Here is a 22731-nt window from a genome sequence, read left to right as displayed (position 1 = left end):
CGCCCGTCTGTCCGGTGGGTAAACGATTGCCTCAGCCGTATCCGGCGATGAAACTCTGTGCCATCGTTTGCGCCTGACATGGACGACTTCTTTCTGGGCTTCTTTCTGGGCGACTGGTTCGGTGCGGCGGCGCTGGTCGAGCGGGTGCAGGGCTATCTGGAGCAGCCCGGCATCGCCGCGGCCGCCTTCGTGCTCGCCTTCGCCGCGGGCGCCGCGCACGCGATCGCGCCGGGACACGGCAAGACCCTGGCGGCGGCGTACCTGATCGGTGCCGAGGGTCGGGTGCGGGACGCAGCCTGGCTCGGCGGCTCAGTGGCGGTGATGCACACGTTCTCGGTGCTGGTCATCGCGGTGGCGTGGGCGTTCTTCTCGCTCTCGGATCTCGTCCGCCTGGAGAACCTCACCGCCGGGCTGCAGATCGTCGCCGGAGTGCTGGTCGTCGGCACCGGGCTCTGGCTGCTGCGCCGGCACTGGCGCGCTGCTCGCTCCGAGACCGGACATGGTCACTCCCACGGCCACTCGCACGGCCACTCGGGCGAGCACGGTCAGGCAGGCGTACGCCGCCCTGGGATCGTCCTGCTCGGCATCTCCGGCGGCCTGACCCCGTCCCCCGGCGCCTTCCTGGTCCTGGTGACCGGCCTGTTCGCCGGCCGCTCGGCGTTCGCGCTGCTGCTGGTGATCACCTTCGGCCTGGGCATGGCGACGATCCTGTTCGGCGTCGGCCTGCTGGCCCTGGCGGGCAACAACCTCGTCGTCCGGGTCGCCGAGTCGAAGACGTACCTCCAGGTCGCGGCGAAGGTCACCCCGATCCTGGCCGCGCTCGGCGTCACCGTCCTCGGCGCCGGCCTCGCCGTCGTGGGAGTCGGCTCACTCGGCTGACCGCGATCTCAGTGGTCAGAGCGTCGGGGCGATCGAGGGCAGCAGGTCCTGGAACGTACGCCCGTTGCCGATCTCGCCGAGCGCGGTCATCGCCCAGCCACCGTCGTGGCGGCTGACCTTCGCCATGATCTCCGCGGTGTGCGGCCCGGTCTGGCTCAGGTCGAAGCGGGCGATCTCGGTGTGGGTGTTCTCGTCGACGAGACGGCAGAACGCGTTCTGGATCTGGGCGAAGCTCTGCCCGGTGAACGAGTTGATCGTGAACACGATCTGGGCGACCTCGGGAGGCACCCGGTCGAGGTGGAGGATGATCGACTCGTCGTCGCCCTCACCCGCGCCGGTGCGGTTGTCGCCGGTGTGGACGACGGCGCCGCCCGTCGACTTCAGCTGCCGGAACCAGGCCTGGTCGACGTGGGCGCCGGCCGTGTCGTAGAGGATCGCGGAGGCGTCCATGTCGACGTCGGCCCCGCGGAACCCGCCGAAGAGGCCCTTTCTGACCGCGTCCCAACCGAGCGCGATCCGAACGTGCGTCATGCTGCTGCCGTCACCTGTGGTGAGCGAGACCGACTGTCCCTTGGCGAGCGAGACGGACAAGTGATCCTCCGATGGCTGGACCGACGAGCGGGCACAGCCACCTTAGTCAATCGTGACCGTCACCGGTCCCGTTCCACTCGCCTTGACCAGGATCCGGTTGTGCTCGGCCTCGCCGACGACCCGGCCGCCCTCGACGGCGATGTCCGGACCGTCGGGATAGTGGAGCGGGCTGACGAAGATCTCGGTCGGCTCCTCGATCCCCGGGGACGGCTCGTAGGTGTAGCTGAACGCGCCGGTCTCCGGGTCGAAGGAGAGGTCCACGGGGGTGCCGGAAGTCGCCTGCGGATAGGTCCGCACGAGCGTACGCAGCTTCTCCTCCTTGACCGTGGACAGGTCGCCGTCGTCCTCGAACATTCCCTGTCGGCCGTCGGCGGTGGTCGGGTCGTCCCAGTGCTTGTAGGCCCAGTGCATCCAGGAGGCGAAATGGTCGTCAGCGGAGGCGGTGTCGATGGCCAGCAGCTCGGTGTTGTCGGTGGCGCCGAACTCCGACATCAGGTTGGTCGCGCCCATCGTCCTGGCCTGCTCGAGCGCTGCCTCGTGGTGATCATCGTCATAGCTCTTGCAGCCGTCCACGCCGAGCGGGATCCCCTGGGAGTCGAGGAAGCCGAGGGGGCAGTAGCTGTGCCAGGAGAAGCCGACCTGATCGTCGTTGGCCGGACCGAAGCTCGAGTTGGGCACCTGACTGGCGAGCAGCTGCGCCTCGTACCAGACGATGCCCTCCGGGTCGGACCTCCGGATCTCGGCGGTCGCCTTCTCGTACGCCGGCTGGAACTCGTTCGCGTACGAGCTCGCGCACCCGGTGATCGGGCAGGAGAGCCACTCCTTGCCGGCCCACGGCTCGTTGATGAGGTCGTATCCCATCGAGTAGGGCTGGTCGGCCCAACGTTGCGCGACGGCGCCCCAGGCGGCGGCCCAACCGTCCTGGACCCCGGACTTGTTGGCCCAGAAGTTGTCGTAGACGGTGGCCAGCTCGGGGGTGATGTACGTCGCCGGGAAGGACAGCTTGATCGGCGGGTGCAGGTTGTAGGGCGCCGGCCGCTTGGCCGCCCAGTTGGGCACGCCCTCGCCGCCGTAGGTCTCGTGCCACATGTCCTGGTGGAAGTCGAACTGCATCCAGATGCCCTTGTCCGCGAGCAGGTCGATGACCCGCTGCCAGTCGTCGAGGTAGTCCTCGTCGACCTCTCCGGGGGCGTCCGGGGTGACCCCGGCCCACAGCGTGCCGATCCGGGCGCCGTTGAACCCGTACTCGGCCAGCCACTCGGCATCCTCGGCGGTGAATCCGCTGGCGGAGTCGGACGGGACGTACGGGGCGTGCTTCCAGACCAGGTTCTGCCCGTGCACCAGCACGATCCGGCCGTGCTGGTCGACCAGCCAGCGTCCCTCGCGGGACAGGCGTGGCGTCTCCTTCGTTGGATCAGCCTCCGCCGGGTCTGCGCCGGCCGGCCCGACCGGGCTCAGCAGCGAGGTCCCGAACGCGAGCACAGCCACCGCGGCGGCAACGATGGCGAAGCTTCCCGAGCGACGTGACATGTGCGGAACCTAGTGCTCCATGTCACGTCCGGCAAGAACGTGTTCTCATTCTGGACGTCAGGCCCGCCGCGACGGGCCTCCGCAGTGGACATGGGGCCCCAGGTGCGGTTGAGTCAGAAGAGGAGCATTGGGGGAGAATGTCACCTGTGAGAGACGAAGCGAGCGGCTGGTCGGGCACCTGGGTGGCCGAGCGTCTGGGCGTGCGACTGCGGACGACCGAAGCGCCGAGCGGGATGATGCTCACCGATCTGGTCGGTCTGGCGGTGCGACGCAACCCCCGCCGGGCGCAGCTCCTCGTCTCCTCCGTCCTCGGCAAGCACATTCCGACCGACCCGCGTCTGGTGACCGATGCCGGGCTGCGTCTGGGGGCCAAGGCGCGTGCCGTGGCCACCGGTGACGCGGTGGTCCTCGGCTACGCCGAGACCGCGACCGCGCTCGGCCATCTCGTCGCCGACGCCCTCGGGGCGCCCTACCTGCACTCCACCCGCCGCGTCGTCGACGGCATCGAGTCCGTCGCCGACTTCTACGAGGAGCACTCGCACGCGACCGCCCACCGGCTGCTCCCCGCCGACCCCGCCTTCCTCGCCCGCGGCGACACCCTGGTGCTGGTCGACGACGAGGTCATCACCGGCAAGACCGTCGTCAACACCATCCGGGCGCTTCACAAGAAGTTCCCGCACAAGCACTACGTCGTGGCCGCGCTCGTCGATCTGCGCTCGGAGGACGATCGCGGCCGGATGGAGCGCTCGATCAAGCGGCTGCGCGCGACCTTGCACGTGGTCTCCCTCGCGAGCGGCGAGATCGAGCTGCCCGAGGACCTCGCCGACAACGGCAACCGGCTCATCGACACCGTCGAGAACCTCCGTCAGCTGGCCGGCGTCGAGACGAGCCGGCGTCCGCGCGGCGAGGTCGTCCAGGTCGTCGCGACCTGGCCACGCGCCGTCCCGGAGGGCGGCCGCCACGGCTTCACGACCAGCGCCTCCGGCTCCTACGAGTCGGCCGTCACGGTGACCGCCGCCGCCGTCGCCGGCCGCATCCCCGACGGCCCGGTGCACGTCCTCGGCACCGAGGAGCTGATGTACGCACCGCTGCGGATCGCCTCCGCGCTGGCGGACCGCCGCGCGGCCGAGGGCCGCCGCCACGAGATCACCTACTCGACGACCACCCGCTCGCCGGTGCTCGACGTCGACGACCCGGGCTACGCGATCCGCACCGCGATCACCTTCCCGTCCCACGACGACCCGGCCGACGGCGACGGGCCGCGCTTCGCCTACAACCTGCACGAGGGTGCCTTCGAGACGATCGTGCTGGTGGTCGACGAGCCGGCCGACACCCCCGCGCTGCACGAGGAGGGCGGCCTGGTCGACCAGCTCGCCCGGCTCGCGCCGAGGGTCGTGGTCGTGACCATCCCGGCGTACGCCCCGGAGCCGCGCCACGACCAGCCGGCCCGGCAGCTGCCTGCCCCGCTCCATGGGCCGGCCTTCGGCTCCTACGACCGCGACGACGTCGCCTGGCTGCTCAAGGACCTGTCCGCGGACGCGGCCGAGGCAGACGCCGAGGAGCAGGCGGAGGCACGCCGGGAGCTCTTCGACGCGGCCCTGACCGCATCGGCCCAGCGGGTCGCGTACGCCATCGGCCTGGTCACCGAGCAGGTGCTGGCCCGGCGCGGACAGGACGCAGTGCTGGTCTCCCTGGTGCGTGCCGGCATCCCGATCGGGGTGCTGATGCGGCGCTGGGCGCAGCGTGTGCACGGGCTCGACCTGCCCCACTACGCGATCTCGATGATCCGCGGGCGCGGCATCGACCAGACCGCGCTCGCCTACCTCGCCGCGCACCACGACCCCGCCCGGGTGATGTTCGTGGACGGCTGGACCGGCACGGGTGCGATCGCCCGGGAGCTGGCGGCCTCGGTCGAGAAGGCCAACTCGACGCTCGATGCCCATCTGGCCTCGCCGTTCTCCCCGGAGCTCGCGGTCCTCGCCGACCCGGGCCGGAGCGTGGCGGTCTACGGCACCCGCGAGGACTACCTCATCCCGTCGGCATCCCTCGGCTCGACCGTCTCCGGCCTCGTCTCGCGTCCCGTCATCGACGATGACCGGGTCGGTCCCAACGACTTCCACGGTGCGGTGTTCCACGCCGACCTGGCTCCGGCCGACGTGTCCAAGAAGTTCATCGACACCGTCGCGGCCCGCTTCCCGATCGTGCGGACGAAGGTGATGCTCGACCTCGGTGCCCACCTCGGCGGCGACCACACGCCTACCTGGGTGGGCTGGGAGGCGGTCGAGGAGGTCGCGGAGAAGTTCGCGGACGGCGACGTCAGCCTGGTCCAGGCCGGTGTCGACCAGACCATCCGGCTGCTGCTGCACGGTGAGCCGGCCAAGATCCTGCTCGACCCGGCCCACGACGCCGACCTGGGCCACGTCAAGAAGCTCGCCGAGGCGCGCGAGGTGCCGATGGAGCGGATCTCCGGGCTGCCCTACTCCTGCATCGGCCTCGTACGTCCCTGATGCCAGTGCGCTCGCCCCAGGACCTGGTCGTCGTCGGGAGCATCAACGTCGACCTGACGGCGCTCGTCGAGCGGCTGCCCGGCGCCGGGGAGACCGTGGGAGGCGGCCGGCTGCGCCGAGACGTCGGCGGCAAGGGTGCCAACCAGGCCGTCGCCGCGAGCCGGCTGGGGGCGCGGGTGCGGATGATCGGCGCGGTCGGCTCCGATGCCGACGGTGCCTGGGCGGTCGAGACGATCAGGGCCGCCGGCGTCGATGTGGGGGCCGTCCGGACGGTCGATCCGCCGACAGGCACGGCCCTGATCGCCGTCGATGACGCGGGGGAGAACCAGATCGTGGTGTGCGCCGGCGCCAACGCGTCCGTCGGCGCCGACGGGATCTCGGTCGGGGCGGACGAGGCCGTGCTGATGCAGCTCGAGCTGTCCCTGGAGGTCGTCCGGGCGGTCGCCGCACAGGCTCCGGGCTTCGTCGCGCTCAACGCGGCCCCGGCACAGCCCCTCCCGCTGGACCTCGTCGAGCAGGTGGACCTGTTCGTCGTCAACGAGACCGAGTACGCCGCGATGCCCGAGCTCCGCGCGGCCCGGCGGGTCGCGGTGACCTATGGCGCCGCCGGTGCCGCGATGGTCGTCGAGGGTGTCGAGACCGTCCGGGTGCCGGCCGTGCCCGCGACTGTGGTCAGCACCGTCGGCGCCGGCGACGCCTTCGCCGCGGCGCTCACCCTCGCGATCCTGGCCGGGGCCCCGGACGATGCGGCGCTGCATACGGCCTGCGCGGTGGGCGCAGCGGCGGTCGGCCACCCTTCCGCCCAGCCACCGCTGGGCCGCGTGGAGACCTACGCGGCGGGGGCGGGCGGATGTTCACCGAGGTAACTCGGTGAACGCGCACCGACTTCGCGGAACTCCACGCGGGCAGTCGCTGCTGACCGAGCTACCTCGGTGAGCATCCAGCCGTTCAGCCCAGCACCTTCCGGAAGAAGTGGGTGGCGTGGGGGTTGTCGTTGTAGCGGTCGATGCGCTCGTAGCCGGCCCGCTCGTACATCCCGATCGCCTCGCTCAGTACGTCGCGGGTGTCGAGGCGTACGACCCGGTGGCCCAGCCGCAGCGCCTCGGCCTCGAGGTGGCGCAGCAGGCGCGAGCCGAGACCCGCGCCGCGCCAGGCAGGATCGACCCACATGCGCTTGATCTCGCCGGTGCCTTCGAACTCGCGGACCGCACCGGAGGCGACCGGGGCGCCGTCGCTGGCGGCTACGAAGAAGGCGCCGTGGGGTGCGCGCAGGGAGGGGTCGTCGCCGAAGCCCTCGTCGCCGACGGTGAAGCCGAAGCGGTCGCCGATCTCGGCGAAGTAGTGACCCATGGCCTGCTGCGCCATCGGGTCGCGCGGGTCGACCTGCTCGATGGTGATCGCGGCGGCGCGTACCAGCAGGTCGGCGGTCGCCAGGGCCTCGTTGAGACGGTCGCGCTGCCGCGGCGTGAGCGGGTCGAGCAGGGAGTGCGCGCGCTCCTCCGACCGGCGCTCGAGGTCGTCCCACTGCTTGGCGCCGTCCTCGGTGAGCTCCACCAGGCGACGCCGGCCGTCGGCAGGATCGGGCTTCACCGCGACGTACCCCTTGGTCTCCAGGGTCCGGAGCATCCGGCTGACGTAGCCGGAGTCGAGGCCGCCGAGGCGGATCCTCAGTTCTTGGACGTTGCCCGCGCCGAGACCGATCTCGTAGAGGATGCGGGCGGTGCCGTAGGGGAGTCCGCTGCCGAGGAAGGAGTCCTCGAGGGCTCCCACGCGACGGACGTAGCTCATGTTGAACTTGCGCATCACAGAGGTGTCCACTGTCATATATCTGACTTTAGTCAGGTATCTCCGGGAATCCAAGGCGAATTATCCGTTGTTCTGTGCGCGCAGAGCATCGAGAGTGGGTGTGGCAGAAGCCGAACTGAGAAAGGCATCCATGACATCCGAACAGACGGACCGCATCACCGAGCATCCGGTGCCGGGCCGTGGTCCGTACGCCATCGCCGCCGGCCCCGACGACGCGCTCTGGTTCACCCTGGAGGCCAGCGGCGAGATCGGCCGCCTCGTCCCGGGGGAGCGTCCGGCCACCTTCTCGCTGACGGCAGACTCCGGTCCGACGATCGTCGCTCCCGGGCCGGACGGTGCGCTGTGGTTCACCGAGTACCGCGCCCACGCGATCGGCCGGATCTCGGTCGACGGCGCCGTGACCGAGCACGCGCTGCGGGAGTGCGGGCCCTTCGGGATCGCCGCTGGTCCGGACGGGGCGCTGTGGTTCACCGGGACGACGGCCGACTCCATCGGCCGCATCACCACCGACGGCACCGTCACCGAGTTCGCTCTCCCGGTCGAGGAGGCGTTCCCGTCGGCGATCGTGGCCGGGGCCGACGAGGCGATGTGGTTCACGATGAACCGGGCCAACGCGATCGGCCGCATCGACCTGCGTGGCGAGGTCACCGTGCACGAGCTCCCCACTCCCGACGCGGCACCGGTCGGCATCACCCTCGGGCCGGACGGCGCGCTGTGGTTCGTCGAGATCGCGGCCGGCCAGATCGGCCGGATCACGGTCGACGGAGAGATCGACGAGCACCCACTGGCCGACCGCGGCGCACGTCCGCACGCGATCACGGCCGGCCCCGACGGAGCCCTGTGGTTCTCCGAATGGGGCGCCAACCGGATCGGCACGATCACCACGGCAGGGACGCTCGGTGAGCCGGTGGCGCTGCCCACTCCGAACGCCGAGCCGCACGGCCTCACCTTCGGGCCGGACGGGGCCCTCTGGGTCGCGCTCGAGCACGGCGCGCTGGCCCGCCTGTCGATTCGGAAATGACGAACGGCCCGTCCTGTCGGACGGGCCGTTCTGATGGGGTGAGCGACGGGGCTTGAACCCGCGACCCTCGCGACCACAACGCGATGCTCTACCAGCTGAGCTACGCCCACCATCGGCTCGGACAGCGCATGTCCGAGCCAGCAAGAATCATAGGGGAATCAGGTCTGATCTGTGGAATCGGCGTCGCCCAGACCGGTGATCGAGGCACCGTGCCGGGCGGCGATCTCCTTGGCCGTGTCCGAGTCGGGGCCGGGCATCGGCACGAAGACCGCCTCGCGGTAGTAGCGAAGCTCCTCGATCGACTCCTGGATGTCGGCCAGGGCGCGGTGGTTGCCGCGCTTGGGGGGAGCCGAGAAGTAGGTGCGCGGGAACCAGCGGCGCGAGAGCTCCTTGATCGAGGAGACGTCGACGTTGCGGTAGTGCAGGAACCCCTCCAGCTCGGGCATGTCCCGGGCCAGGAAGTTGCGGTCGGTGGCCACCGTGTTGCCGCCCAGCGGTGGCCGAGAGTCCTTGCCGCAGTGCTCCCAGACGTACGCCAGGACCTGCTCCTCCGCCTCCCGCATCGGCACACCGTTCTCGAGCTCGACCAGCAGGCCGGACTTGGTGTGCATGTCGCGCACGAAGTCGTCCATCTGCTCCAGCGCCTCGGCCGGGGGTTTGATGATGATGTCGACCCCGTCGCCGAGCACGTTGAGATCGAAGTCGGTGACGAGGGCCGCCACCTCGATCAGCGCATCGTGCTCGAGGGACAACCCGGTCATCTCGCAGTCGATCCAGACCAGACGTTCGTTCAGTGAAGCCACGCAGAGCACCATAACGCCGCTGGTCAACGGCTTTACGGGGGGATAGGCGACGATGTGATAACGGTTCCCATGGCGTGGTTTCAGCCTGCGCTCAGGAGACTGGCCTATCTTGGCTCCATGAGCACGGATTCAGCCAGCAGCCCCTCGCGCAAGGAGAAGCGTGAGGCCCGCGCTGCCAAGGCCGCCGCGGAGCTGGAGGCACTGCGCAAGAAGCAGGCCCGCAAGTCGATCCTCACCGTCGCGGCGGTCGTCGCCGTCCTCGCGGTGATCGTCGGCGGGCTCGTCTGGTTCAGCCTGAACCGCTCCACGGACAACGAGATCGCCGCGCCCGAGGCCGGCAGCAGCGAGCACGGTCTCGTGATCGGTCCCGACGATGCGCCGCACAAGGTCGTCATCTACGAGGACTTCCTCTGCCCCTACTGCGGTGAGTTCGAGAACGCGTCCCGTGAGGACCTCGCCGAGCTTGCCGCCGACGGCAAGGTCCAGGTCGACTACCGCCCGTTCGTGCTCCTCGATCAGTTCGGCCCCTACTCCGAGCTCGCCACCTCGGCCTTCGCGGTCGTCCAAGAGGAGGCCGGCTCCGAGGTCGCCAAGAAGTTCCACGACCTGCTCTTCGAGAACCAGCCCAGCGAGTCCGGCCCCTTCCCCGAGGCCGCCGACGTCGTCGACCTCGCGGTCGAGGCGGGCGCCGAGGAGTCCGCGGTCAAGGACCGCATCACCAGCCTCGACGGCAAGGCCTGGGCCGACGCCGCCACGAAGGCGGCGGCCGACGACGGGGTGAGCGGCACTCCGACCATCCTGCTCGACGGCGAGCAGTTCAAGGACGGCAACTCCTACGGCGACATCGCTGCCAACCTGGTCGAGCAGATCTCCTGAATCGCGTCGCCCGCGGTTCGACTCGTGTTTCCGTAGGCGCCCTAGGGTTCGGCGACAGCCGAAGGCTGACCCCTACCCGAAGGTGCTCGAGATGGCGTACGCGACGACCGAAGACGGGCATCGGATCTATGTGAAGCCGACCGACCCGCGGGCCATCGGCCTGATCGCCAACAAGGGGCGGATCATCCGTGGCTCGCTCGAGCTGTGGCGGTTGGCGCTCGGCCTGCACGAGTGGCGGACCGTGATCGATGTCGGGGTGAACTACGGCGAGATGCTCGTCGGGGTGGACATCCCCGAGGGGGTGGAGCTGATCGGGTTCGAGCCGAACACCTCGCTGCACAAGGTCCTGCGCAAGACGCTCGAGACCCGCGGGATCACGATCGACCTGCGCGCGCAGGCGGTCGCCGCCGAGCCCGGCGCCGCGCGGTTCGCGGTCGACCGGACCTGGTCGGGGACGTCGTCGCTCTACGACGAGCGCCACGACGGCTCGGCGCGCTGGCAGCTCCACGACGTCGAGGTCACCACGCTCGACGAGGTGCTCGGCGGCTCAGGGCGGTCGTTCTGCGTGAAGGTGGACGTGGAGGGCTTCGAGCGCGAGGTCGTCGACGGTGCCGCCAGGTCCCTGGAAGGCACGGAGCACTGGGCGCTGATGCTCGAGATCGAGCACATGGACCGCGGCTACCTCGCCGAGCTGGCCCGGGCCCGCGACGTGTTCGTGAAGGCGAAGGAGACGACCGTGCTGCGGCGGGTGCCCGGCGAGCGCGTCGCCGTCGAGGAGTTGCTCGACGACCCCACCCTGCATCGCCAGGATTGCCTCGTCCTGAGTCCTGCGCTCGTCCGCTGATCGGCGATAACGTGGCGGTATGACCGAGATCCAGATCGTCGAGCAGTTCCTGGCCGCGCTCGAGACCGGTGAGATCGACGCTGCCCTGGCGCTGTGCGCCGACGACGTCACCTACCAGAACGTGCCCCTCCCGCCGGCGCGTGGCCTCTCCGAGGTCGGGCGCCAGCTGCGGATCATGGGGAAGTACACCACCGGCTTCGAGGTCCGGATGATCAACATTGCGGCCAATGGCCCGGTGGTGCTCACCGAGCGCATCGACGTGCTCAGCCGCGGCTCGGTCTCCGCCGAGTTCTGGGTGTGCGGCACCTTCGAGGTGCGTGACGGCAAGATCGAGCTCTGGCGCGACTACTTCGACTGGACCACCTTCATCGCGGCGGGTGTCAAGGGCGTGGGGCAGGCGGCGTTCGGCGCGATCCGGAAGGCCGTCGGCCGCTGATCCCTTGTGCACAGTGCACGAGGCACATCGTGCACTGTGCTTGTGACGCCGGTCACAACGAGCCCTACTCTCAGAGACATGCCCCGTGCGTCAGCCGCTCTCCTCGCCCTGCTCCTGACCGCTTCCGCACTGGTCGCCTCGACCGGCCCGGCGCTCGCCGACCCCGAACCACCCGGTGACCAGCCGCTTCCTGGCTACACGATCAGCAACCCGACGGTGGCGCCGATCGTCGTCGGTGGCAGGGAGACCACGGTGCGCCAGGGCGTGCACGAGCACGCGGCGTACGTCTTGGAGGTGCCGGCCGACTGGAACGGCGAGCTGGTGATGTGGGCCCACGGCTACCGCGGGCTCGGCTACACGCTGACACCCGAGACGCCGGGGTTCGGGCTGCGGCGTACGTTCCTCGAGCAGGGCTACGCCTGGGCCGCGTCGAGCTACTCGACCAACGGCTACGACGTGGGCGCCGGGGTGCGCTCGACACGGGACCTGGCGAGGTACGCGTCGAAGCTGCTGCCGCGCCGGGCGACCCGCACCTACGTGACCGGGGTGTCGATGGGCGGGCACGTGATCGGGCGCTCGCTGGAGCAGTATCCGGGCTTCTACGACGGGGCGCTGCCGATGTGCGGGCAGCTGGGCGACGTGGAGCTGTTCGACTTCTTCGTCGACTACAACCTCGGCGCGCAGGCGCTCGCCGGGTACGACGCCTACCCCTACGACGCGAGCTACCAGAGTGTCGACGTCCCGGTGATCAAGGAGCGCCTGGGGCTCAACGGCACACTGACCCCGGAGGGCGAGCAGCTGCGGGCGATGACCATCGAGCGCAGCGGTGGACCGCGGCCGGGCGCGGAGGCCGCCTTCGGGCAGTGGAAGGACTTCCTCTTCACGCTGCCGTCGGTGGACGACGGTGGCACGCTGGGCTTCAACATCGGCCGGGTCGCGACCAACCGGGACACCGTCTACGCGCCGGGCTCGCCGGTCGACCTCGATGCCGAGATCGAGCGGGTCGACCCCGTCGACCCGGCCGGTCGCTACAGCCACCGGCTCAACGCCCCGTCGCGGATCTCCGGCCGACCCACCGCCCCGGTGGTGAGCCTGCACAACCTCGGCGACATGTTCGTGCCGTTCTCGCTGGAGCAGGTCTATCTGCGCGAGGTGAACCGCCACCACCGTGGCGGCCTGGTCGTGCAGCGCGCGATCCGCTCGGCCGGGCACTGCGAGTTCAGCCCCGCCGAGGCCTCGGCCGCCTGGGGCGATCTCGTCGGCTGGGTCGAGCACGGCGACCGTCCGGCCGGTGACGACGTCCTCGACCGGGCAGCGGTCGCCGCACCCGACTACGGCTGCGCGTTCACCGATCCCGCGGCGTACGGGACCGGGTCGCGGCGTCTCTACGCGCGCTGCCCCTGATCGGGATCAGCGGACGACGTCGTAGACGAGCTTGAGGATGCCGTTGGCGTAGGCCTCCGACTCGACCAGGGTGAGCCGCTGCTTGTCCTTGTCGGTCTCGCTCCACATCGACTTCCCGGCGCCGAGGACGACCGGGAAGACGAGCAGGTGGTAGCGGTCGATCAGGCCGGCGTCGGAGAGGTTGCGGGCGAGCTCGGCGCTGCCGGCGACCAGGATCGGGCCGCCGTCGCCCTGCTTGAGCTCCTCGACCTCATCCAGCGACCTCAGCACGGTCTGCGGACCCCAGCCCTCGACGAGGGCGTCGTCGCCTAGGGAGGTCGAGACGACGTACTTCGGGATCTCCTTCACCACCGTGAAGTCCTCCATGTCCGGCCAGACCGGCGAGAACGCCTCATAGCTGCGCCGGCCGAACATCATCGCGCCGGCCTCCTCCATCTCGCTGCCCTTGATGGCGTAGGCCTCCGGCAGGAACTCGAGGTCCTGGAAGGTCCAGCCGCCGCTGCGGTGCGACTCGGATGCAGAGCCGCCGCCGGGGGAGTCGACGACGCCGTCGAGGGATACGAACGCTGAGTAGATGAGAGTGCGCATGCGTCCGATCCTGCCGTGCGGGTCCCCGTACCGCCACAAGTATTTCGTTGCGCATCCCGGTGCCGCACGTGATGGTGAGGCATGACCTTGTACGACGACCTCGGCGGCGAGCCCGCGCTGCGCCGGCTGAGCGACGCGTTCTACGAAAGGGTGCTGGCCGACGAGCTCCTCGCGCCGGTGTTCGCGAACTTCACGCCCACCCATGTCGAGCGGGTGGCGATCTGGCTCGGCGAGATCTTCGGTGGCCCGGCCGACTTCACCGCCAGGCTCGGCGGCCATCAGGCCCTGCTCAACGTCCACCTCGGCCTCGGGATCCGCGAGGAGCACCGGCAGCGCTGGCTCGAGCTCATGCAGGCCGCGATCGAGGAGGTCCTGGCCGACCAGCCAGACCTGCACAAGACGCTGATGGCCTACTTCGACTGGGGCACCGCGATCGCCAAGGACGTCTCCCAGGAGCCGCCGGGGACCGATCTCGGCGACCCGGGGCCGACGCCTCGATGGGGCCGAGACGGACTGGTCGAGGGCTAACCTGGCCGGGTGACCGCTCGACGACGTGCTCAGGAGTTCTGCGAGGCGTACGGCCTCTCGATGCCGATCCTTCAGGCGCCGATGGCGGGTGCCTGTCCGCCCGCGGCGGCGGCCGCGGTCGCCGGCGCCGGCGGGATGGGCGCGGCCGGGGTGGTGCTCGACTCGCCGTCGCGGATCGCGGCATGGGCGGCCGACTTCCGGTCGATATCCGCGGGACCCTTCCAGCTGAACATCTGGATCCCCGACCCGGCCGACGACGACCCGGCCAGGATCTCGGCCGCGGAGGAGTTCCTGGGCAGGTTCGGTACGCCGGGCCCCGAGCAACCGCCCGCGCCGTCGTTCGAGGAGCAGTGCGAGGCGATGCTCGCCGCCCGGCCGCGGGTCGTCTCCTCGATCATGGGGCTCTTCTCGCCCGACTATGTCGACCGCCTGCACGAGGCGGGAATCGCCTGGTTCGCGTGCGCCACGACCCTGGCCGAGGCGCTGGCCGCTCAAGAGGCCGGCGCCGATGCCATCGTCGCGCAAGGTCTCGAGGCCGGTGGGCACCGAGGTGTCTTCGAGCCGGAGACGGCGGAGCGCACGGCCGTGGGCCTGTTCGCGCTGCTGCCGCACATCGTCGACGGGGTCGACGTGCCGGTCGTGGCCACCGGTGGGATCGCCGACGGGCGTGCGGTCGCTGCTGCGCTGACCCTCGGGGCGAGTGCGGTGCAGGTCGGCAGCGCGCTGCTGCGGTCGCCGGAGACCGGGATCGCCTCGGCCTGGGCGGCGTCGTTGGATGGCCTCGCGCCGGAGGACACGGTCGCCACCCGCGCCTACTCGGGCCGCCTCGGCCGCGCTGCCCCGACGGGTTACGTGCGCTCCTGGGAGGCGTCCGAGGCGCCTTTGCCAGCGCCCTATCCGCACCAGCGGGCGTTGGTCGCCAGGTGGCGCAAGGGCACCCCGGACCCCGCCGCCGAGGTGCCGCTGGACCGCGCCAACCACTGGGCCGGCCAGGCCGCCGGCCGTGCGGCCGCCGAGCCTGCGGGCGACATCGTCACCCGGATGTGGAGCGAGGCCGAGGAGAACCTGCCGTTGTAGGAATGGCCTCGGCGCTCACGGGTTACGATCAAACGATGGAGTCGGTGACAGGCATCGGTGGCTTCTTCTTCCGTGCACGAGACCCGGAGTCGCTGACGCGCTGGTATGACGCGAACCTCGGCGTCGCTCCTCCGCCCACGTCCTACGAGGAGTCTCCGTGGCGCCAAGAGGCCGGCGCGACCGTGTTCGCCCCGATGGCCGAGGACTCGCCGCACCTCGCGACCGCCACCGGGACGTGGTCGATCAACTTCCGGGTGAGCGACCTGGACGCGATGGTCGCGCAGCTACGTGACAACGATGTCGAGGTGAGCGAGCACGAGGAGGTCTATCCCAACGGCCGGTTCGCGGAACTCGTCGACCCGGAGGGCAATCCGATCCAGCTGTGGGAGCCCGCGGGAGTGGACTCGGCAGCTCAGGCCTGACTCGTCCGGCGCGCAGAATCCCGCCATGGTGGGAAAATGCGCCGCGACCTCGGCACGCCTTGCCGAAGCGGGAGGGGATGCTGCCCTCCGAGGTGTAGAACGGAGGGCATGAGCGACACCTCGTCCCAGCGACTGCTCGCGGACGGCTTCGGCCGGATCGCGGAGACCCTTCCCACGATCGTCGACGGCCTCTCCGTCGACGACCTGCTGTGGCGGCCCTACGACCAGGCGAACTCGATCGCCTGGACGCTGTGGCACATCGCCCGGATGGAGGACGTCCAGATCGCGCCGCTCGCCGGCACCGACGAGGTGTGGACACGGGACGGCTGGGTGGAGCGGTTCGGGCTGCCGTACCGGCCCCGGGCGATGGGCTACGGGCAGAGTGCCGAGGAGGTCGCGGCGTTCCGGCTGGAGGACCCGACGCTGCTGACCGGCTACTACCAGGCCGTCCACGAGGCCACTCTCGAGCTGATCGACACGCTGAGCGACGACGACCTCGCCCGCGTGGTCGACGAGCGCTGGGACCCGCCGGTCACCGCCGCGGTCCGGCTGGTCAGCGTTGTCGACGACGCCGCCCAGCACATCGGCCAGGCGGCGTACGTCAAAGGCTTGCTGGGTCTGCGCTAGAGGACGGCGGCGATGGCCTCGTCGACAGAGGAGTCGCCGGAGACCAGCTCCCACTGCTTGCCGACGGTGGCGTCGTCGTCGATCACGGCGGCGATCACCGCGGCCACGTCGGCACGCGGGATGGTGTCGCGGCCGAGCTTGGGGGCCAGCTTCACCCGTCCGGTCGCAGGGTCGTCGGTGAGGCCACCGGGACGCAGGATGGTCCATTCGAGGTCGCTGTCGCGCAGAGCGATGTCGGCGTCGCGCTTGGCCTCGACGTAGGCCTTCCACACCTCGCCGGCATCGGCCGGGACCGGCTCGTCGACGTTGATGGCCGAGACCTGCACGAAGCGCCGGATGCCGGCCGCCTTCGCGCCGGCGATCGACTTGGTCGAGCCCTCCAGGTCGACGGTGCGCTTGCGCTCCTTGTTGCCGTCGGGGCCGCCGCCGGCGGCGAAGACCACCGCGTCGCAGCCCGCGAAGGCGGCGGCGAACCCGTCGGCGTCCTGGTTCTCGATGTCGAGCAGGCCCACCTCGGCCCCGAGCGCTTCGAGCTCGGCTCGGTAGCTCTCGCTGCGTACGAGCGCGACCGGGGTGTGGCCCGCGGCCGCGAGGATCGGATGGAGATGCAGGGCGACCTTGCCGTGGCCGCCGACGATGGCGATGCGCATGCCCCCACGATAGGCAGACGGTCCACTGACAATTGTCACCGTCGGGTCCGGACAATCAGATCTGACCTCGGGAGGCGTCCCCGCGGGAGCCTGGAGACACCACCCACGGTGGGTGTGGAGACGGAGGAATCGCAATGACAACCGTGACGAACGAGACCGCGCAGCGCACCCGGGTCGGGTGGCCGCGCATCGCCGGGGTGGCGGCCACCGCGGCCGTGGCGGCGACGGTCGTATGGCTGCTGTGGACCCAGGCCGGGGGAGTCGACCTCGAGGTGAAGTCAGGCAGCGGCAGCCAGCAGATCGGGGTCGCCTCGGTGATCGTGAGCAGCCTGCTGATCGCGCTGGCCGGCGGTGCGCTCCTGCGGTGGTGGGAAGGGCGCTCCGAGCGCGGGAGGAGGCGCTGGACGATGCTCGCCGTCGGCATCGCCGTGCTCTCCCTGATCACCCCGACCAGCGCGCTCACCCTGGCCGCGGGACTGGGCCTCGCGAGCCTGCACGTCGTCGTGGCCGTTGTGGTCATCGCCGGCCTGCGACGGCGATAAGGTGACGACCGTGTCCGGCCAGTGGTGTCACCTCCAGCGCCACGGTGGGGTGCTGGTGTGGTTGCCGGTACTGCTGCTCTTCCCGCTGCTCAACCTCTCCGGCGAGGTGCTTCCGGCTGTGGGCCAGGTGGTTCTGGTGCTGGCTCTGGGCGCGGCCGCAGTCGCCCTCGTGGTCACCGGCCGGGTCACCGTGCTGCTGCCGGTTCTCGTCGCCCTGATCGTGCTCGCCGCGATCCAGGGCGAGGGCTGGCAGACGGTCTGGGGAGTGCTCGCGATCGTCTCCCCGGCGGTGCTGCGCGGCTGGCGCCTGCTGGTCGCGATCGCCGTGGCCACGGTCGGCGTCGCGGTCTCGATCGCAGTCGCCGAGGGCATCGACGACGCCTACCTGATCAGTGTGGGCGGCGTACTTCTCAGCGGGATCACGACCACCTCGTTCCTCCGCCTCATCGAGGCGGTCGAGCAGCTGCGGCGCACCCGCGAGGAGCTCGCCCGGGTGGCCGTGGCCGAGGAGCGTGCCCGGATGTCCCGCGACCTCCACGACCTGCTCGGCCACACGCTGAGCGTGATGGTCGTCAAGGCCGAGGCCGTACGCCGCCTGGCGGCTCGTGACCCGGAGGCAGCCGCAGCGCACGCGGCCGACATCGAGGAGGTCGGGCGTGCCGCGCTGGCCGACGTCCGGGCCGCGGTCGACCAGATGAAGACGCTCTCCCTGGCCGAGGAGCTCGACGGCGCACGCCGCGCGCTCGACGCTGCCGGGATCCGTACGTCGATCACCGCTGCCCAGGCCGAGGTGCCCGACATCGCCGGCCAGGCGCTCGCCTGGGTCGTGCGCGAAGGTGCGACCAACGTGATCCGCCACTCCGGCGCGGCCAGCTGCCGTTTCGAGCTCTCCGAGGACGGCGGCGAGTTCCGGCTCGCCGTGGTCGACGACGGAGTCGGCGGCCCGGCGGACAATGGGGCGAGGTCAGGCGGGCTCGAAGGCCTGCGGCAGCGGCTGCGTGCGGTCGACGGTCGCCTCGACGTACGTCCTGGGGCCGACGGGTTCCGCCTCGAGGCGCGGGTGCCGGCATCGTGATCCGCATCCTGCTCGCCGAGGACCAGGCGATGATGCGCGGCGCGCTCGCCGTGCTGCTCGGGCTCGAGGACGACCTCGAGGTGGTCGCCCAGGTCGGAACCGGCACCGAGATCGTGCCGACCGCGCTCGAGGTGCGCCCCGATGTGGCGCTGCTCGACATCGAGCTGCCCGGGATCAGCGGTCTCGAGGCCGCAGGCGAGCTGCGCGCGTCAGTCCCGGAGTGCCGGGTGATGATCCTGACGACCTTCTCTCGGCCCGGCTACGTGCGTCAGGCGATGGCCGCGGGCGCGGTCGGCTTCCTGGTCAAGGACGGGCCGGTCGAGGAGCTTGCCGACGCGATCCGGCGGGTGCTGCGCGGCGAGACGGTCCTCGACCCCGCCCTGGCCGCCGCCACGCTCCGGGCCGCTCCGAACCCGCTGACCGCGCGCGAGCGCGACGTGCTCGCGGCCTCCGAGGACGGGTCGAGCATCGCCGACATCGCCGGCCGCCTCTTCCTCTCGCCGAGCACGGTGCGCAACTATCTTTCCGCGGCCATCGGCAAGACCGGCACCCGCAACAAGACCGAGGCCGCCCTCACCGCTCGCCGCAACGGCTGGCTGGGCTGATCTCTTGGCGATGAATGAAAGTTCGTTCGCCCGGCGACGATGAGTGAAAGTTCGTTCGTCCTGCGACGACGAGTGAAAGTTCGTTCGCCCGGCGACGATGAGTGAAAGTTCGTTCGTCCTGCGACGATGAATGAAAGTTCGTTCGTCCTGCGACGACGAGTGAAAGTTCGTTCGCCCGGCGACGACGAGTGAAAGTTCGTTCGCCCGGGGATGATGAATGAAGATTCGTTCGCCCGGCGACGACGAACGAATTTTCGTTCACCTCCGCGGCGACCTCGCCCGGAGCGGCGCCAGCTAGCGACGAGCGGACCCCGTGGGTTTCCGTGCCGACTTGCTCAGGCTGGTGACAAGGACCCGAGCGCGTGCACGAGCGGGGCGAGCTCGGGGATCTCGGCGGCCTCGTCCAGTGCCGTGCGCAGCACTTCATCGTGCAGTGGACGGGCCTTCTTCAGCAGGGCGCGTCCGGCGGGGGTGAGCTCGGTGTAGATCCCGCGGCGGTCGTCGGCGCACAGGATCCGGGTGAGGAGATTGCGGTTCTCCAGGCGCGTGACCAGGCGGGTCGTGGCCGAGGAGGACAGGGCGGCGGCGCGGGCCAGCTGCTGCATCCGCATGTGCCAGCCGTCCTGGCGGCTGAGCGCGTCGAGCACGGTGAACTCGACGACCGACAGCCCGTGCTCGCGCTGCAGCGCCTTCTCGAGCGCGGCCTCGATCAGTCCGTGCACGGCCGCCAGCGTGCGCCAGCCCTGAGCGCGGATCTCGACGGCGTCGTCAGCGATTCCCATGGGTCCTCCTTCGTGGACGTCTCCAGCATACCCGAGTTGCGCGGATAGTGCGCGCGTGCAACTATAAATATGAAGCGTGTGCAACTACTGCGCACGCGGACTATCGACAGACGCAACCCGTCTTCACCAAGGAGTCATCCATGCCCGTCGCACTGCTAGCCCTCGCGATCGGAGGGTTCGGCATCGGCCTCACCGAGTTCGTCATCATGGGCCTGCTGCCCGAGGTCTCCACCGACTTCGCGGTCAGCGAGACCACCGCCGGCTACCTGATCTCCGGTTACGCCCTCAGCGTCGCGGTCGGCGCGATCGCCCTGACCCTCGCGCTCACCCGCGTGCCCCGCAAGCCAGCCCTGCTGGGCCTGATGGTGCTGTTCATCCTCGGCAACCTGATCTCCGCGATCTCGCCCGACTACGCCACGATGATGACCGGCCGGATCGTCGCGGCGCTGTGCCACGGCGCCTTCTTCGGCATCGGCGCCGTCGTCGCCGCGCAGCTGGTCGCCCCGGAGCGTAAGGCCAGTGCGATCGCGTTCATGTTCGGCGGCCTCACCCTCGCCAACGTCCTCGGCGTACCTCTCGGCACCCTGCTCGGCCAGGCCGCCGGCTGGCGCTCGACCTTCTGGGCGATCACCGTCATCGGTGTCATCGCCTTCATCGGCATCGCCCTCCTGGTCCCGGCCCACACCGGCCGCGGCGAGGAGGCCACCCCGGCCGTACGCACCGAGCTGTCCGCCTTCGCCAGCCCTCAGGTCTGGTTCTCGATCGCCCTGACCGTGCTCGGCTTCGGCGGCATGTTCGGCGGCTTCACCTACATCGCCTTCACGCTCACCGAGGTCAGCGGCTTCTCCTCCGGAGCGGTCCCCCTGCTGCTCGTCCTCTTCGGCGTCGGCCTCTTCGTCGGCAACATCATCGGTGGCCGCGCCGCCGACCGGGACCTGGTCAAGACCCTCGGTGTGCTCCTCGTCGCCTTGACCGTGGTGCTGGCCGCGTTCGCGCTCGCCGCGACCAGCCAGGTGGTGACCGTCATCGCCCTGGTCCTGATGGGCGCCGTCGGCTTCGGGACCGTGCCGGCTCTGCAGATGCGCGTGATGGCGTATGCCGACCAGGCGCCCACCCTCGCCTCCGGCGCCAACATCGGCGCGTTCAACCTCGGCAACGCGCTCGGCGCCTGGATCGGCGGCGTCACCATCGCGGCCGGCCTCGGCTACACCTCGCCGCTGTGGGCCGGCGCCGGGGTCACGTTGATCGCTCTCCTCGTGCTGCTGGTCGCCGTCCGTGCGCCCGGGGGCGAGCGGCGTACGTCTGTTCCTGTTCCTGCCTGAACCTCACCCGTCTCACCGAGAAGATCAAAGAGAAGAGAAGTCTCATGACCGTCCCGAACATCACGCTCAACAACGGCGTCGCGATGCCGCAGCTCGGCTACGGCGTCTTCCAGGTGCCGAACGAGGAGACCGAGGCGGCCGTCACCGCCGCACTCGAGGCCGGCTACCGCAGCATCGACACCGCGGCCGTCTACGGCAACGAGGCCGGCGTCGGTCGCGCCCTCGCGACGTCGGGCATCGCCCGCGAGGAGCTCTTCATCACCACGAAGCTCTGGAACGCCGACCACGGGCGGCCCGTCGAGGCGTACGAGAAGAGCCTGGAGCTCCTCGGTCTCGACCAGGTCGACCTCTACCTGATCCACTGGCCGACTCCGGCCCGCGACCGCTACGTCGGCGCCTGGCAGGGCCTCGAGGAGCTGTACGCCGCGAAGCGGGTCCGCGCGATCGGCGTCTCGAACTTCCTGCCCGAGCACCTGGACCGGGTCGTCGAGCTCGGTGGCACGGTGCCCGCCGTCAACCAGATCGAGCTGCACCCGGCGCTGCAGCAGCGGGCCACGGTCGCCGCGAACGACGCGCTCGGGATCGCCACCGAGGCCTGGAGCCCGCTCGCCCAGGGCGCGATGCTTCAGAACCCGGCGATCACCGAGATCGCCGACCGCCTCGGTCACACACCTGCCCAGGTGATCCTGCGCTGGCACCTCCAGCAGGGCCGGGTTGTCATCCCCAAGTCGGTGACCCCGGCACGGATCGCGCAGAACCTCGACGTGTTCGGCTTCGACCTCACCGTCGCCGACCTGGCCGCGATCGACGCCCTGGAGAGCGAAGGTCGCACCGGCCCGGACCCGGCGACCTTCAACGCTGCCTGATCGTCTGCCCCTGATATCTGGGGGAGCAGGTGTTATCGATCGGTGATCAGCCCGGGGCAGATGTCCGGACCGGTTGAGGGCATGCTTGGGCTCATGCGATTGACCGAGCATGAGCTCACCGTTGCCCTGACCGGGACGGCCAAGACCGTCTTGGCCTCCGGCCGGAGGTTCCGCAAGGGCGGCGCCGACATCGACAAGATCTGGGACGAGACCGACCGCTTCCAGCGCTTCAAGCTCCTGGACAGCATCGGCACCCAGATCTTCCCGGTGCTCACCGACCTGCCCGACGTCGAGGTCCCGGTCGGCGGTCGCCCGACCTTTCCGGAGGAGCAGATCCGCGAGTCCGTCGAGCGCAACATCGGTGACGACGTCGGCCGGCTCCGCCGGGCGGTCACGGTCAAGGCGCGCGTCACGCTGGTCCAGGCCGCCCTCTCCAACCTTCCGCCCCGCGCCGAGGGCGACCTGCGCCTGGCCGACTGACGGTCTCGACACGCCGGGCGGTCAGGGCAGGCGCTTGGCGACGTTGTCGCTGAGGTGGTCCAGCGAGTCCTTGAGGGTGGTGAACTCCTCGGTCTGCAGCGCCATCACCTCGGCGATGGTGTCGGGCACGCCAACGGCTCGGCTGCGCAGCTCGGTGCCGGCCTCGGTCAGCCGGACGCTGACGCTGCGCTGGTCCTCGGGGCGCTTCTCGCGGGCGATCAGCCCGGCAGCCTCGAGGCGCTTGACCAGCGGCGTCACGGTGCCGTAGTCCAGGCCGAGCCGCTCGCCGAGCTCTCCCATGGTGATCGGGGAGCTCTCCCACAGCACGAGCATGGCGACGTACTGGGAATAGGTCAGGCCCAGGGCGTCCAGGATCGGTCGGTAGGCCGCGGTCACGAGCCGCTGCGCGGTGTAGAGCGAGAAGCACAGCTGCTCGCTCAGCTCGAGGCTGTGGCGAGTCTCTGACATGA

The 22731-nt window shown here is 70.3% G+C and carries 26 protein-coding genes and 1 tRNA gene; 18 read left to right on the top strand and 9 right to left on the bottom strand.

Annotated features, from left to right (window positions below):
* Positions 1-78 precede the first annotated feature (78 nt).
* Complete coding sequence (locus tag ACFV9G_RS10085) at positions 79-879, top strand: cobalt transporter (protein WP_378727307.1); 801 nt, start codon at positions 79-81, stop codon at positions 877-879.
* Positions 880-894: 15 nt separating this feature from the next.
* Here ACFV9G_RS10085 and ACFV9G_RS10080 read toward each other — a convergent pair whose 3' ends face one another.
* Both ACFV9G_RS10080 and ACFV9G_RS10075 read right to left on the bottom strand, forming a co-directional pair.
* Positions 895-1470, bottom strand: coding sequence for a TerD family protein (locus ACFV9G_RS10080; protein WP_378727306.1), 576 nt, complete (start codon positions 1468-1470; stop codon positions 895-897).
* Positions 1471-1512: 42 nt separating this feature from the next.
* A complete protein-coding gene (locus ACFV9G_RS10075; protein WP_378727305.1) occupies positions 1513-3000 on the bottom strand; it encodes a cellulase family glycosylhydrolase in 1488 nt (495 codons plus the stop codon).
* A 146-nt stretch (positions 3001-3146) separates the two neighbouring features.
* Here ACFV9G_RS10075 and ACFV9G_RS10070 point away from each other — a divergent pair, with 146 nt between their 5' ends.
* Positions 3147-5507, top strand: a complete 2361-nt coding sequence (locus ACFV9G_RS10070; RefSeq protein ID WP_378727304.1) for a phosphoribosyltransferase domain-containing protein — start codon at positions 3147-3149, stop codon at positions 5505-5507.
* Between the two features lie 5 nt (positions 5508-5512).
* Positions 5513-6373: a ribokinase gene (locus ACFV9G_RS10065; RefSeq protein ID WP_378727303.1), complete on the top strand. Its 861-nt coding sequence runs from the start codon at positions 5513-5515 to the stop codon at positions 6371-6373.
* Between the two features lie 82 nt (positions 6374-6455).
* Here ACFV9G_RS10065 and ACFV9G_RS10060 read toward each other — a convergent pair whose 3' ends face one another.
* Entirely contained in the window at positions 6456-7331 is an 876-nt protein-coding gene (locus ACFV9G_RS10060; protein ID WP_378727301.1) for a GNAT family N-acetyltransferase, read from the bottom strand.
* 112 nt (positions 7332-7443) lie between these two features.
* Between ACFV9G_RS10060 and ACFV9G_RS10055 the strand changes: the two genes are divergently transcribed.
* On the top strand, positions 7444-8334 hold the full coding sequence (locus ACFV9G_RS10055; RefSeq protein ID WP_378727299.1) for a virginiamycin B lyase: 891 nt from the start codon (positions 7444-7446) through the stop codon (positions 8332-8334).
* A gap of 34 nt (positions 8335-8368) precedes the next feature.
* Here ACFV9G_RS10055 and ACFV9G_RS10050 read toward each other — a convergent pair.
* Positions 8369-8444: transfer RNA gene (locus ACFV9G_RS10050), tRNA-His, on the bottom strand.
* Positions 8445-8492: 48 nt separating this feature from the next.
* Positions 8493-9149 (bottom strand): oligoribonuclease, encoded by a 657-nt coding sequence (orn, locus tag ACFV9G_RS10045; protein ID WP_378727333.1) that lies wholly within the window; start codon positions 9147-9149, stop codon positions 8493-8495.
* A 105-nt stretch (positions 9150-9254) separates the two neighbouring features.
* Here orn and ACFV9G_RS10040 point away from each other — a divergent pair, with 105 nt between their 5' ends.
* The 4 genes from ACFV9G_RS10040 to ACFV9G_RS10025 all read left to right on the top strand — a co-directional run bounded on the left by ACFV9G_RS10040 (position 9255) and on the right by ACFV9G_RS10025 (position 12697).
* Positions 9255-10013 (top strand): DsbA family protein, encoded by a 759-nt coding sequence (locus tag ACFV9G_RS10040; RefSeq protein WP_378727298.1) that lies wholly within the window; start codon positions 9255-9257, stop codon positions 10011-10013.
* A gap of 91 nt (positions 10014-10104) precedes the next feature.
* Positions 10105-10857: an FkbM family methyltransferase gene (locus ACFV9G_RS10035; protein WP_378727296.1), complete on the top strand. Its 753-nt coding sequence runs from the start codon at positions 10105-10107 to the stop codon at positions 10855-10857.
* Between the two features lie 19 nt (positions 10858-10876).
* Positions 10877-11293: a limonene-1,2-epoxide hydrolase family protein gene (locus tag ACFV9G_RS10030; protein ID WP_378727294.1), complete on the top strand. Its 417-nt coding sequence runs from the start codon at positions 10877-10879 to the stop codon at positions 11291-11293.
* A 78-nt stretch (positions 11294-11371) separates the two neighbouring features.
* Positions 11372-12697, top strand: coding sequence for a hypothetical protein (locus tag ACFV9G_RS10025; protein ID WP_378727293.1), 1326 nt, complete (start codon positions 11372-11374; stop codon positions 12695-12697).
* A 6-nt stretch (positions 12698-12703) separates the two neighbouring features.
* Here the strand turns inward: ACFV9G_RS10025 and ACFV9G_RS10020 are convergent, their stop codons facing one another.
* Positions 12704-13285, bottom strand: a complete 582-nt coding sequence (locus ACFV9G_RS10020) for a dihydrofolate reductase family protein (RefSeq protein ID WP_378727291.1) — start codon at positions 13283-13285, stop codon at positions 12704-12706.
* Positions 13286-13366: 81 nt separating this feature from the next.
* Between ACFV9G_RS10020 and ACFV9G_RS10015 the strand changes: the two genes are divergently transcribed.
* The 4 genes from ACFV9G_RS10015 to ACFV9G_RS10000 all read left to right on the top strand — a co-directional run bounded on the left by ACFV9G_RS10015 (position 13367) and on the right by ACFV9G_RS10000 (position 15939).
* Positions 13367-13813, top strand: coding sequence for a group II truncated hemoglobin (locus ACFV9G_RS10015; protein WP_378727289.1), 447 nt, complete (start codon positions 13367-13369; stop codon positions 13811-13813).
* Positions 13814-13822: 9 nt separating this feature from the next.
* On the top strand, positions 13823-14890 hold the full coding sequence (locus ACFV9G_RS10010) for an NAD(P)H-dependent flavin oxidoreductase (protein ID WP_378727287.1): 1068 nt from the start codon (positions 13823-13825) through the stop codon (positions 14888-14890).
* Between the two features lie 35 nt (positions 14891-14925).
* Positions 14926-15312 carry a VOC family protein gene (locus ACFV9G_RS10005; RefSeq protein WP_378727285.1) on the top strand — a complete coding sequence of 129 codons (387 nt, stop codon included), beginning with the start codon at positions 14926-14928 and terminating at the stop codon, positions 15310-15312.
* A 108-nt stretch (positions 15313-15420) separates the two neighbouring features.
* The gene (locus tag ACFV9G_RS10000) at positions 15421-15939 is read left to right on the top strand and encodes a DinB family protein (protein ID WP_378727283.1); all 519 of its coding nucleotides are present in this window, start codon (positions 15421-15423) and stop codon (positions 15937-15939) included.
* Here the strand turns inward: ACFV9G_RS10000 and ACFV9G_RS09995 are convergent.
* Entirely contained in the window at positions 15936-16589 is a 654-nt protein-coding gene (locus tag ACFV9G_RS09995) for an SDR family oxidoreductase (protein ID WP_378727281.1), read from the bottom strand. The two genes, ACFV9G_RS10000 and ACFV9G_RS09995, sit on opposite strands and share 4 nt — an antisense overlap.
* A gap of 134 nt (positions 16590-16723) precedes the next feature.
* Here ACFV9G_RS09995 and ACFV9G_RS09990 point away from each other — a divergent pair, with 134 nt between their 5' ends.
* From ACFV9G_RS09990 to ACFV9G_RS09980, 3 genes are read left to right on the top strand one after another with little or no spacing between them, the layout of a single operon-like run.
* Positions 16724-17131: a DUF6069 family protein gene (locus ACFV9G_RS09990; protein WP_378727279.1), complete on the top strand. Its 408-nt coding sequence runs from the start codon at positions 16724-16726 to the stop codon at positions 17129-17131.
* A 10-nt stretch (positions 17132-17141) separates the two neighbouring features.
* Complete coding sequence (locus tag ACFV9G_RS09985) at positions 17142-18206, top strand: sensor histidine kinase (protein WP_378727277.1); 1065 nt, start codon at positions 17142-17144, stop codon at positions 18204-18206.
* Positions 18203-18811, top strand: coding sequence for a response regulator (locus ACFV9G_RS09980; RefSeq protein ID WP_378727275.1), 609 nt, complete (start codon positions 18203-18205; stop codon positions 18809-18811). The genes ACFV9G_RS09985 and ACFV9G_RS09980 overlap by 4 nt, the downstream gene beginning before the upstream one ends.
* Before the next feature lie 335 nt (positions 18812-19146).
* On the opposite strand, the gene ACFV9G_RS09975 is transcribed toward ACFV9G_RS09980, so the two are convergent.
* The gene (locus ACFV9G_RS09975) at positions 19147-19593 is read right to left on the bottom strand and encodes a MarR family winged helix-turn-helix transcriptional regulator (protein WP_045551017.1); all 447 of its coding nucleotides are present in this window, start codon (positions 19591-19593) and stop codon (positions 19147-19149) included.
* A gap of 140 nt (positions 19594-19733) precedes the next feature.
* Between ACFV9G_RS09975 and ACFV9G_RS09970 the strand changes: the two genes are divergently transcribed.
* The 3 genes from ACFV9G_RS09970 to ACFV9G_RS09960 all read left to right on the top strand — a co-directional run bounded on the left by ACFV9G_RS09970 (position 19734) and on the right by ACFV9G_RS09960 (position 22261).
* Complete coding sequence (locus ACFV9G_RS09970; RefSeq protein WP_378727273.1) at positions 19734-20915, top strand: MFS transporter; 1182 nt, start codon at positions 19734-19736, stop codon at positions 20913-20915.
* A 44-nt stretch (positions 20916-20959) separates the two neighbouring features.
* Positions 20960-21781 carry an aldo/keto reductase gene (locus ACFV9G_RS09965; protein WP_378727271.1) on the top strand — a complete coding sequence of 274 codons (822 nt, stop codon included), beginning with the start codon at positions 20960-20962 and terminating at the stop codon, positions 21779-21781.
* 93 nt (positions 21782-21874) lie between these two features.
* Positions 21875-22261 (top strand): hypothetical protein, encoded by a 387-nt coding sequence (locus ACFV9G_RS09960; RefSeq protein ID WP_378727269.1) that lies wholly within the window; start codon positions 21875-21877, stop codon positions 22259-22261.
* 21 nt (positions 22262-22282) lie between these two features.
* Here ACFV9G_RS09960 and ACFV9G_RS09955 read toward each other — a convergent pair whose 3' ends face one another.
* The gene (locus ACFV9G_RS09955; RefSeq protein ID WP_378727267.1) at positions 22283-22729 is read right to left on the bottom strand and encodes a MarR family winged helix-turn-helix transcriptional regulator; all 447 of its coding nucleotides are present in this window, start codon (positions 22727-22729) and stop codon (positions 22283-22285) included.
* Positions 22730-22731: the final 2 nt, after the last annotated feature.

It is taken from the genome of Nocardioides sp. NPDC059952 (genome assembly GCF_042730435.1).
Classification (GTDB): Bacteria; Actinomycetota; Actinomycetes; order Propionibacteriales; family Nocardioidaceae; genus Nocardioides.
The sequence above is the reverse complement of the archived record's forward strand: the minus strand, read 5'-3'. Positions and strand labels throughout refer to the sequence as shown.

What these genes read in the sequence shown, in the direction of transcription:
- ACFV9G_RS10005 (WP_378727285.1), top strand. Translation starts at nt 14,926, where the DNA reads ATGGAGTCGGTGACAGGCATCGGTGGCTTCTTCTTCCGTGCACGAGAC.
- ACFV9G_RS10035 (WP_378727296.1), top strand. Translation starts at nt 10,105, where the DNA reads ATGGCGTACGCGACGACCGAAGACGGGCATCGGATCTATGTGAAGCCG.
- orn (WP_378727333.1), bottom strand. Translation starts at nt 9,149, where the DNA reads ATGGTGCTCTGCGTGGCTTCACTGAACGAACGTCTGGTCTGGATCGAC.
- ACFV9G_RS10000 (WP_378727283.1), top strand. Translation starts at nt 15,421, where the DNA reads ATGAGCGACACCTCGTCCCAGCGACTGCTCGCGGACGGCTTCGGCCGG.
- ACFV9G_RS10055 (WP_378727299.1), top strand. Translation starts at nt 7,444, where the DNA reads ATGACATCCGAACAGACGGACCGCATCACCGAGCATCCGGTGCCGGGC.
- ACFV9G_RS09990 (WP_378727279.1), top strand. Translation starts at nt 16,724, where the DNA reads ATGACAACCGTGACGAACGAGACCGCGCAGCGCACCCGGGTCGGGTGG.
- ACFV9G_RS09970 (WP_378727273.1), top strand. Translation starts at nt 19,734, where the DNA reads ATGCCCGTCGCACTGCTAGCCCTCGCGATCGGAGGGTTCGGCATCGGC.
- ACFV9G_RS09995 (WP_378727281.1), bottom strand. Translation starts at nt 16,589, where the DNA reads ATGCGCATCGCCATCGTCGGCGGCCACGGCAAGGTCGCCCTGCATCTC.
- ACFV9G_RS10015 (WP_378727289.1), top strand. Translation starts at nt 13,367, where the DNA reads ATGACCTTGTACGACGACCTCGGCGGCGAGCCCGCGCTGCGCCGGCTG.
- ACFV9G_RS09955 (WP_378727267.1), bottom strand. Translation starts at nt 22,729, where the DNA reads ATGTCAGAGACTCGCCACAGCCTCGAGCTGAGCGAGCAGCTGTGCTTC.
- ACFV9G_RS10085 (WP_378727307.1), top strand. Translation starts at nt 79, where the DNA reads ATGGACGACTTCTTTCTGGGCTTCTTTCTGGGCGACTGGTTCGGTGCG.
- ACFV9G_RS10040 (WP_378727298.1), top strand. Translation starts at nt 9,255, where the DNA reads ATGAGCACGGATTCAGCCAGCAGCCCCTCGCGCAAGGAGAAGCGTGAG.
- ACFV9G_RS09975 (WP_045551017.1), bottom strand. Translation starts at nt 19,593, where the DNA reads ATGGGAATCGCTGACGACGCCGTCGAGATCCGCGCTCAGGGCTGGCGC.
- ACFV9G_RS10020 (WP_378727291.1), bottom strand. Translation starts at nt 13,285, where the DNA reads ATGCGCACTCTCATCTACTCAGCGTTCGTATCCCTCGACGGCGTCGTC.
- ACFV9G_RS10030 (WP_378727294.1), top strand. Translation starts at nt 10,877, where the DNA reads ATGACCGAGATCCAGATCGTCGAGCAGTTCCTGGCCGCGCTCGAGACC.
- ACFV9G_RS10060 (WP_378727301.1), bottom strand. Translation starts at nt 7,331, where the DNA reads ATGACAGTGGACACCTCTGTGATGCGCAAGTTCAACATGAGCTACGTC.
- ACFV9G_RS09965 (WP_378727271.1), top strand. Translation starts at nt 20,960, where the DNA reads ATGACCGTCCCGAACATCACGCTCAACAACGGCGTCGCGATGCCGCAG.
- ACFV9G_RS10075 (WP_378727305.1), bottom strand. Translation starts at nt 3,000, where the DNA reads ATGTCACGTCGCTCGGGAAGCTTCGCCATCGTTGCCGCCGCGGTGGCT.
- ACFV9G_RS09960 (WP_378727269.1), top strand. Translation starts at nt 21,875, where the DNA reads ATGCGATTGACCGAGCATGAGCTCACCGTTGCCCTGACCGGGACGGCC.
- ACFV9G_RS10025 (WP_378727293.1), top strand. Translation starts at nt 11,372, where the DNA reads ATGCCCCGTGCGTCAGCCGCTCTCCTCGCCCTGCTCCTGACCGCTTCC.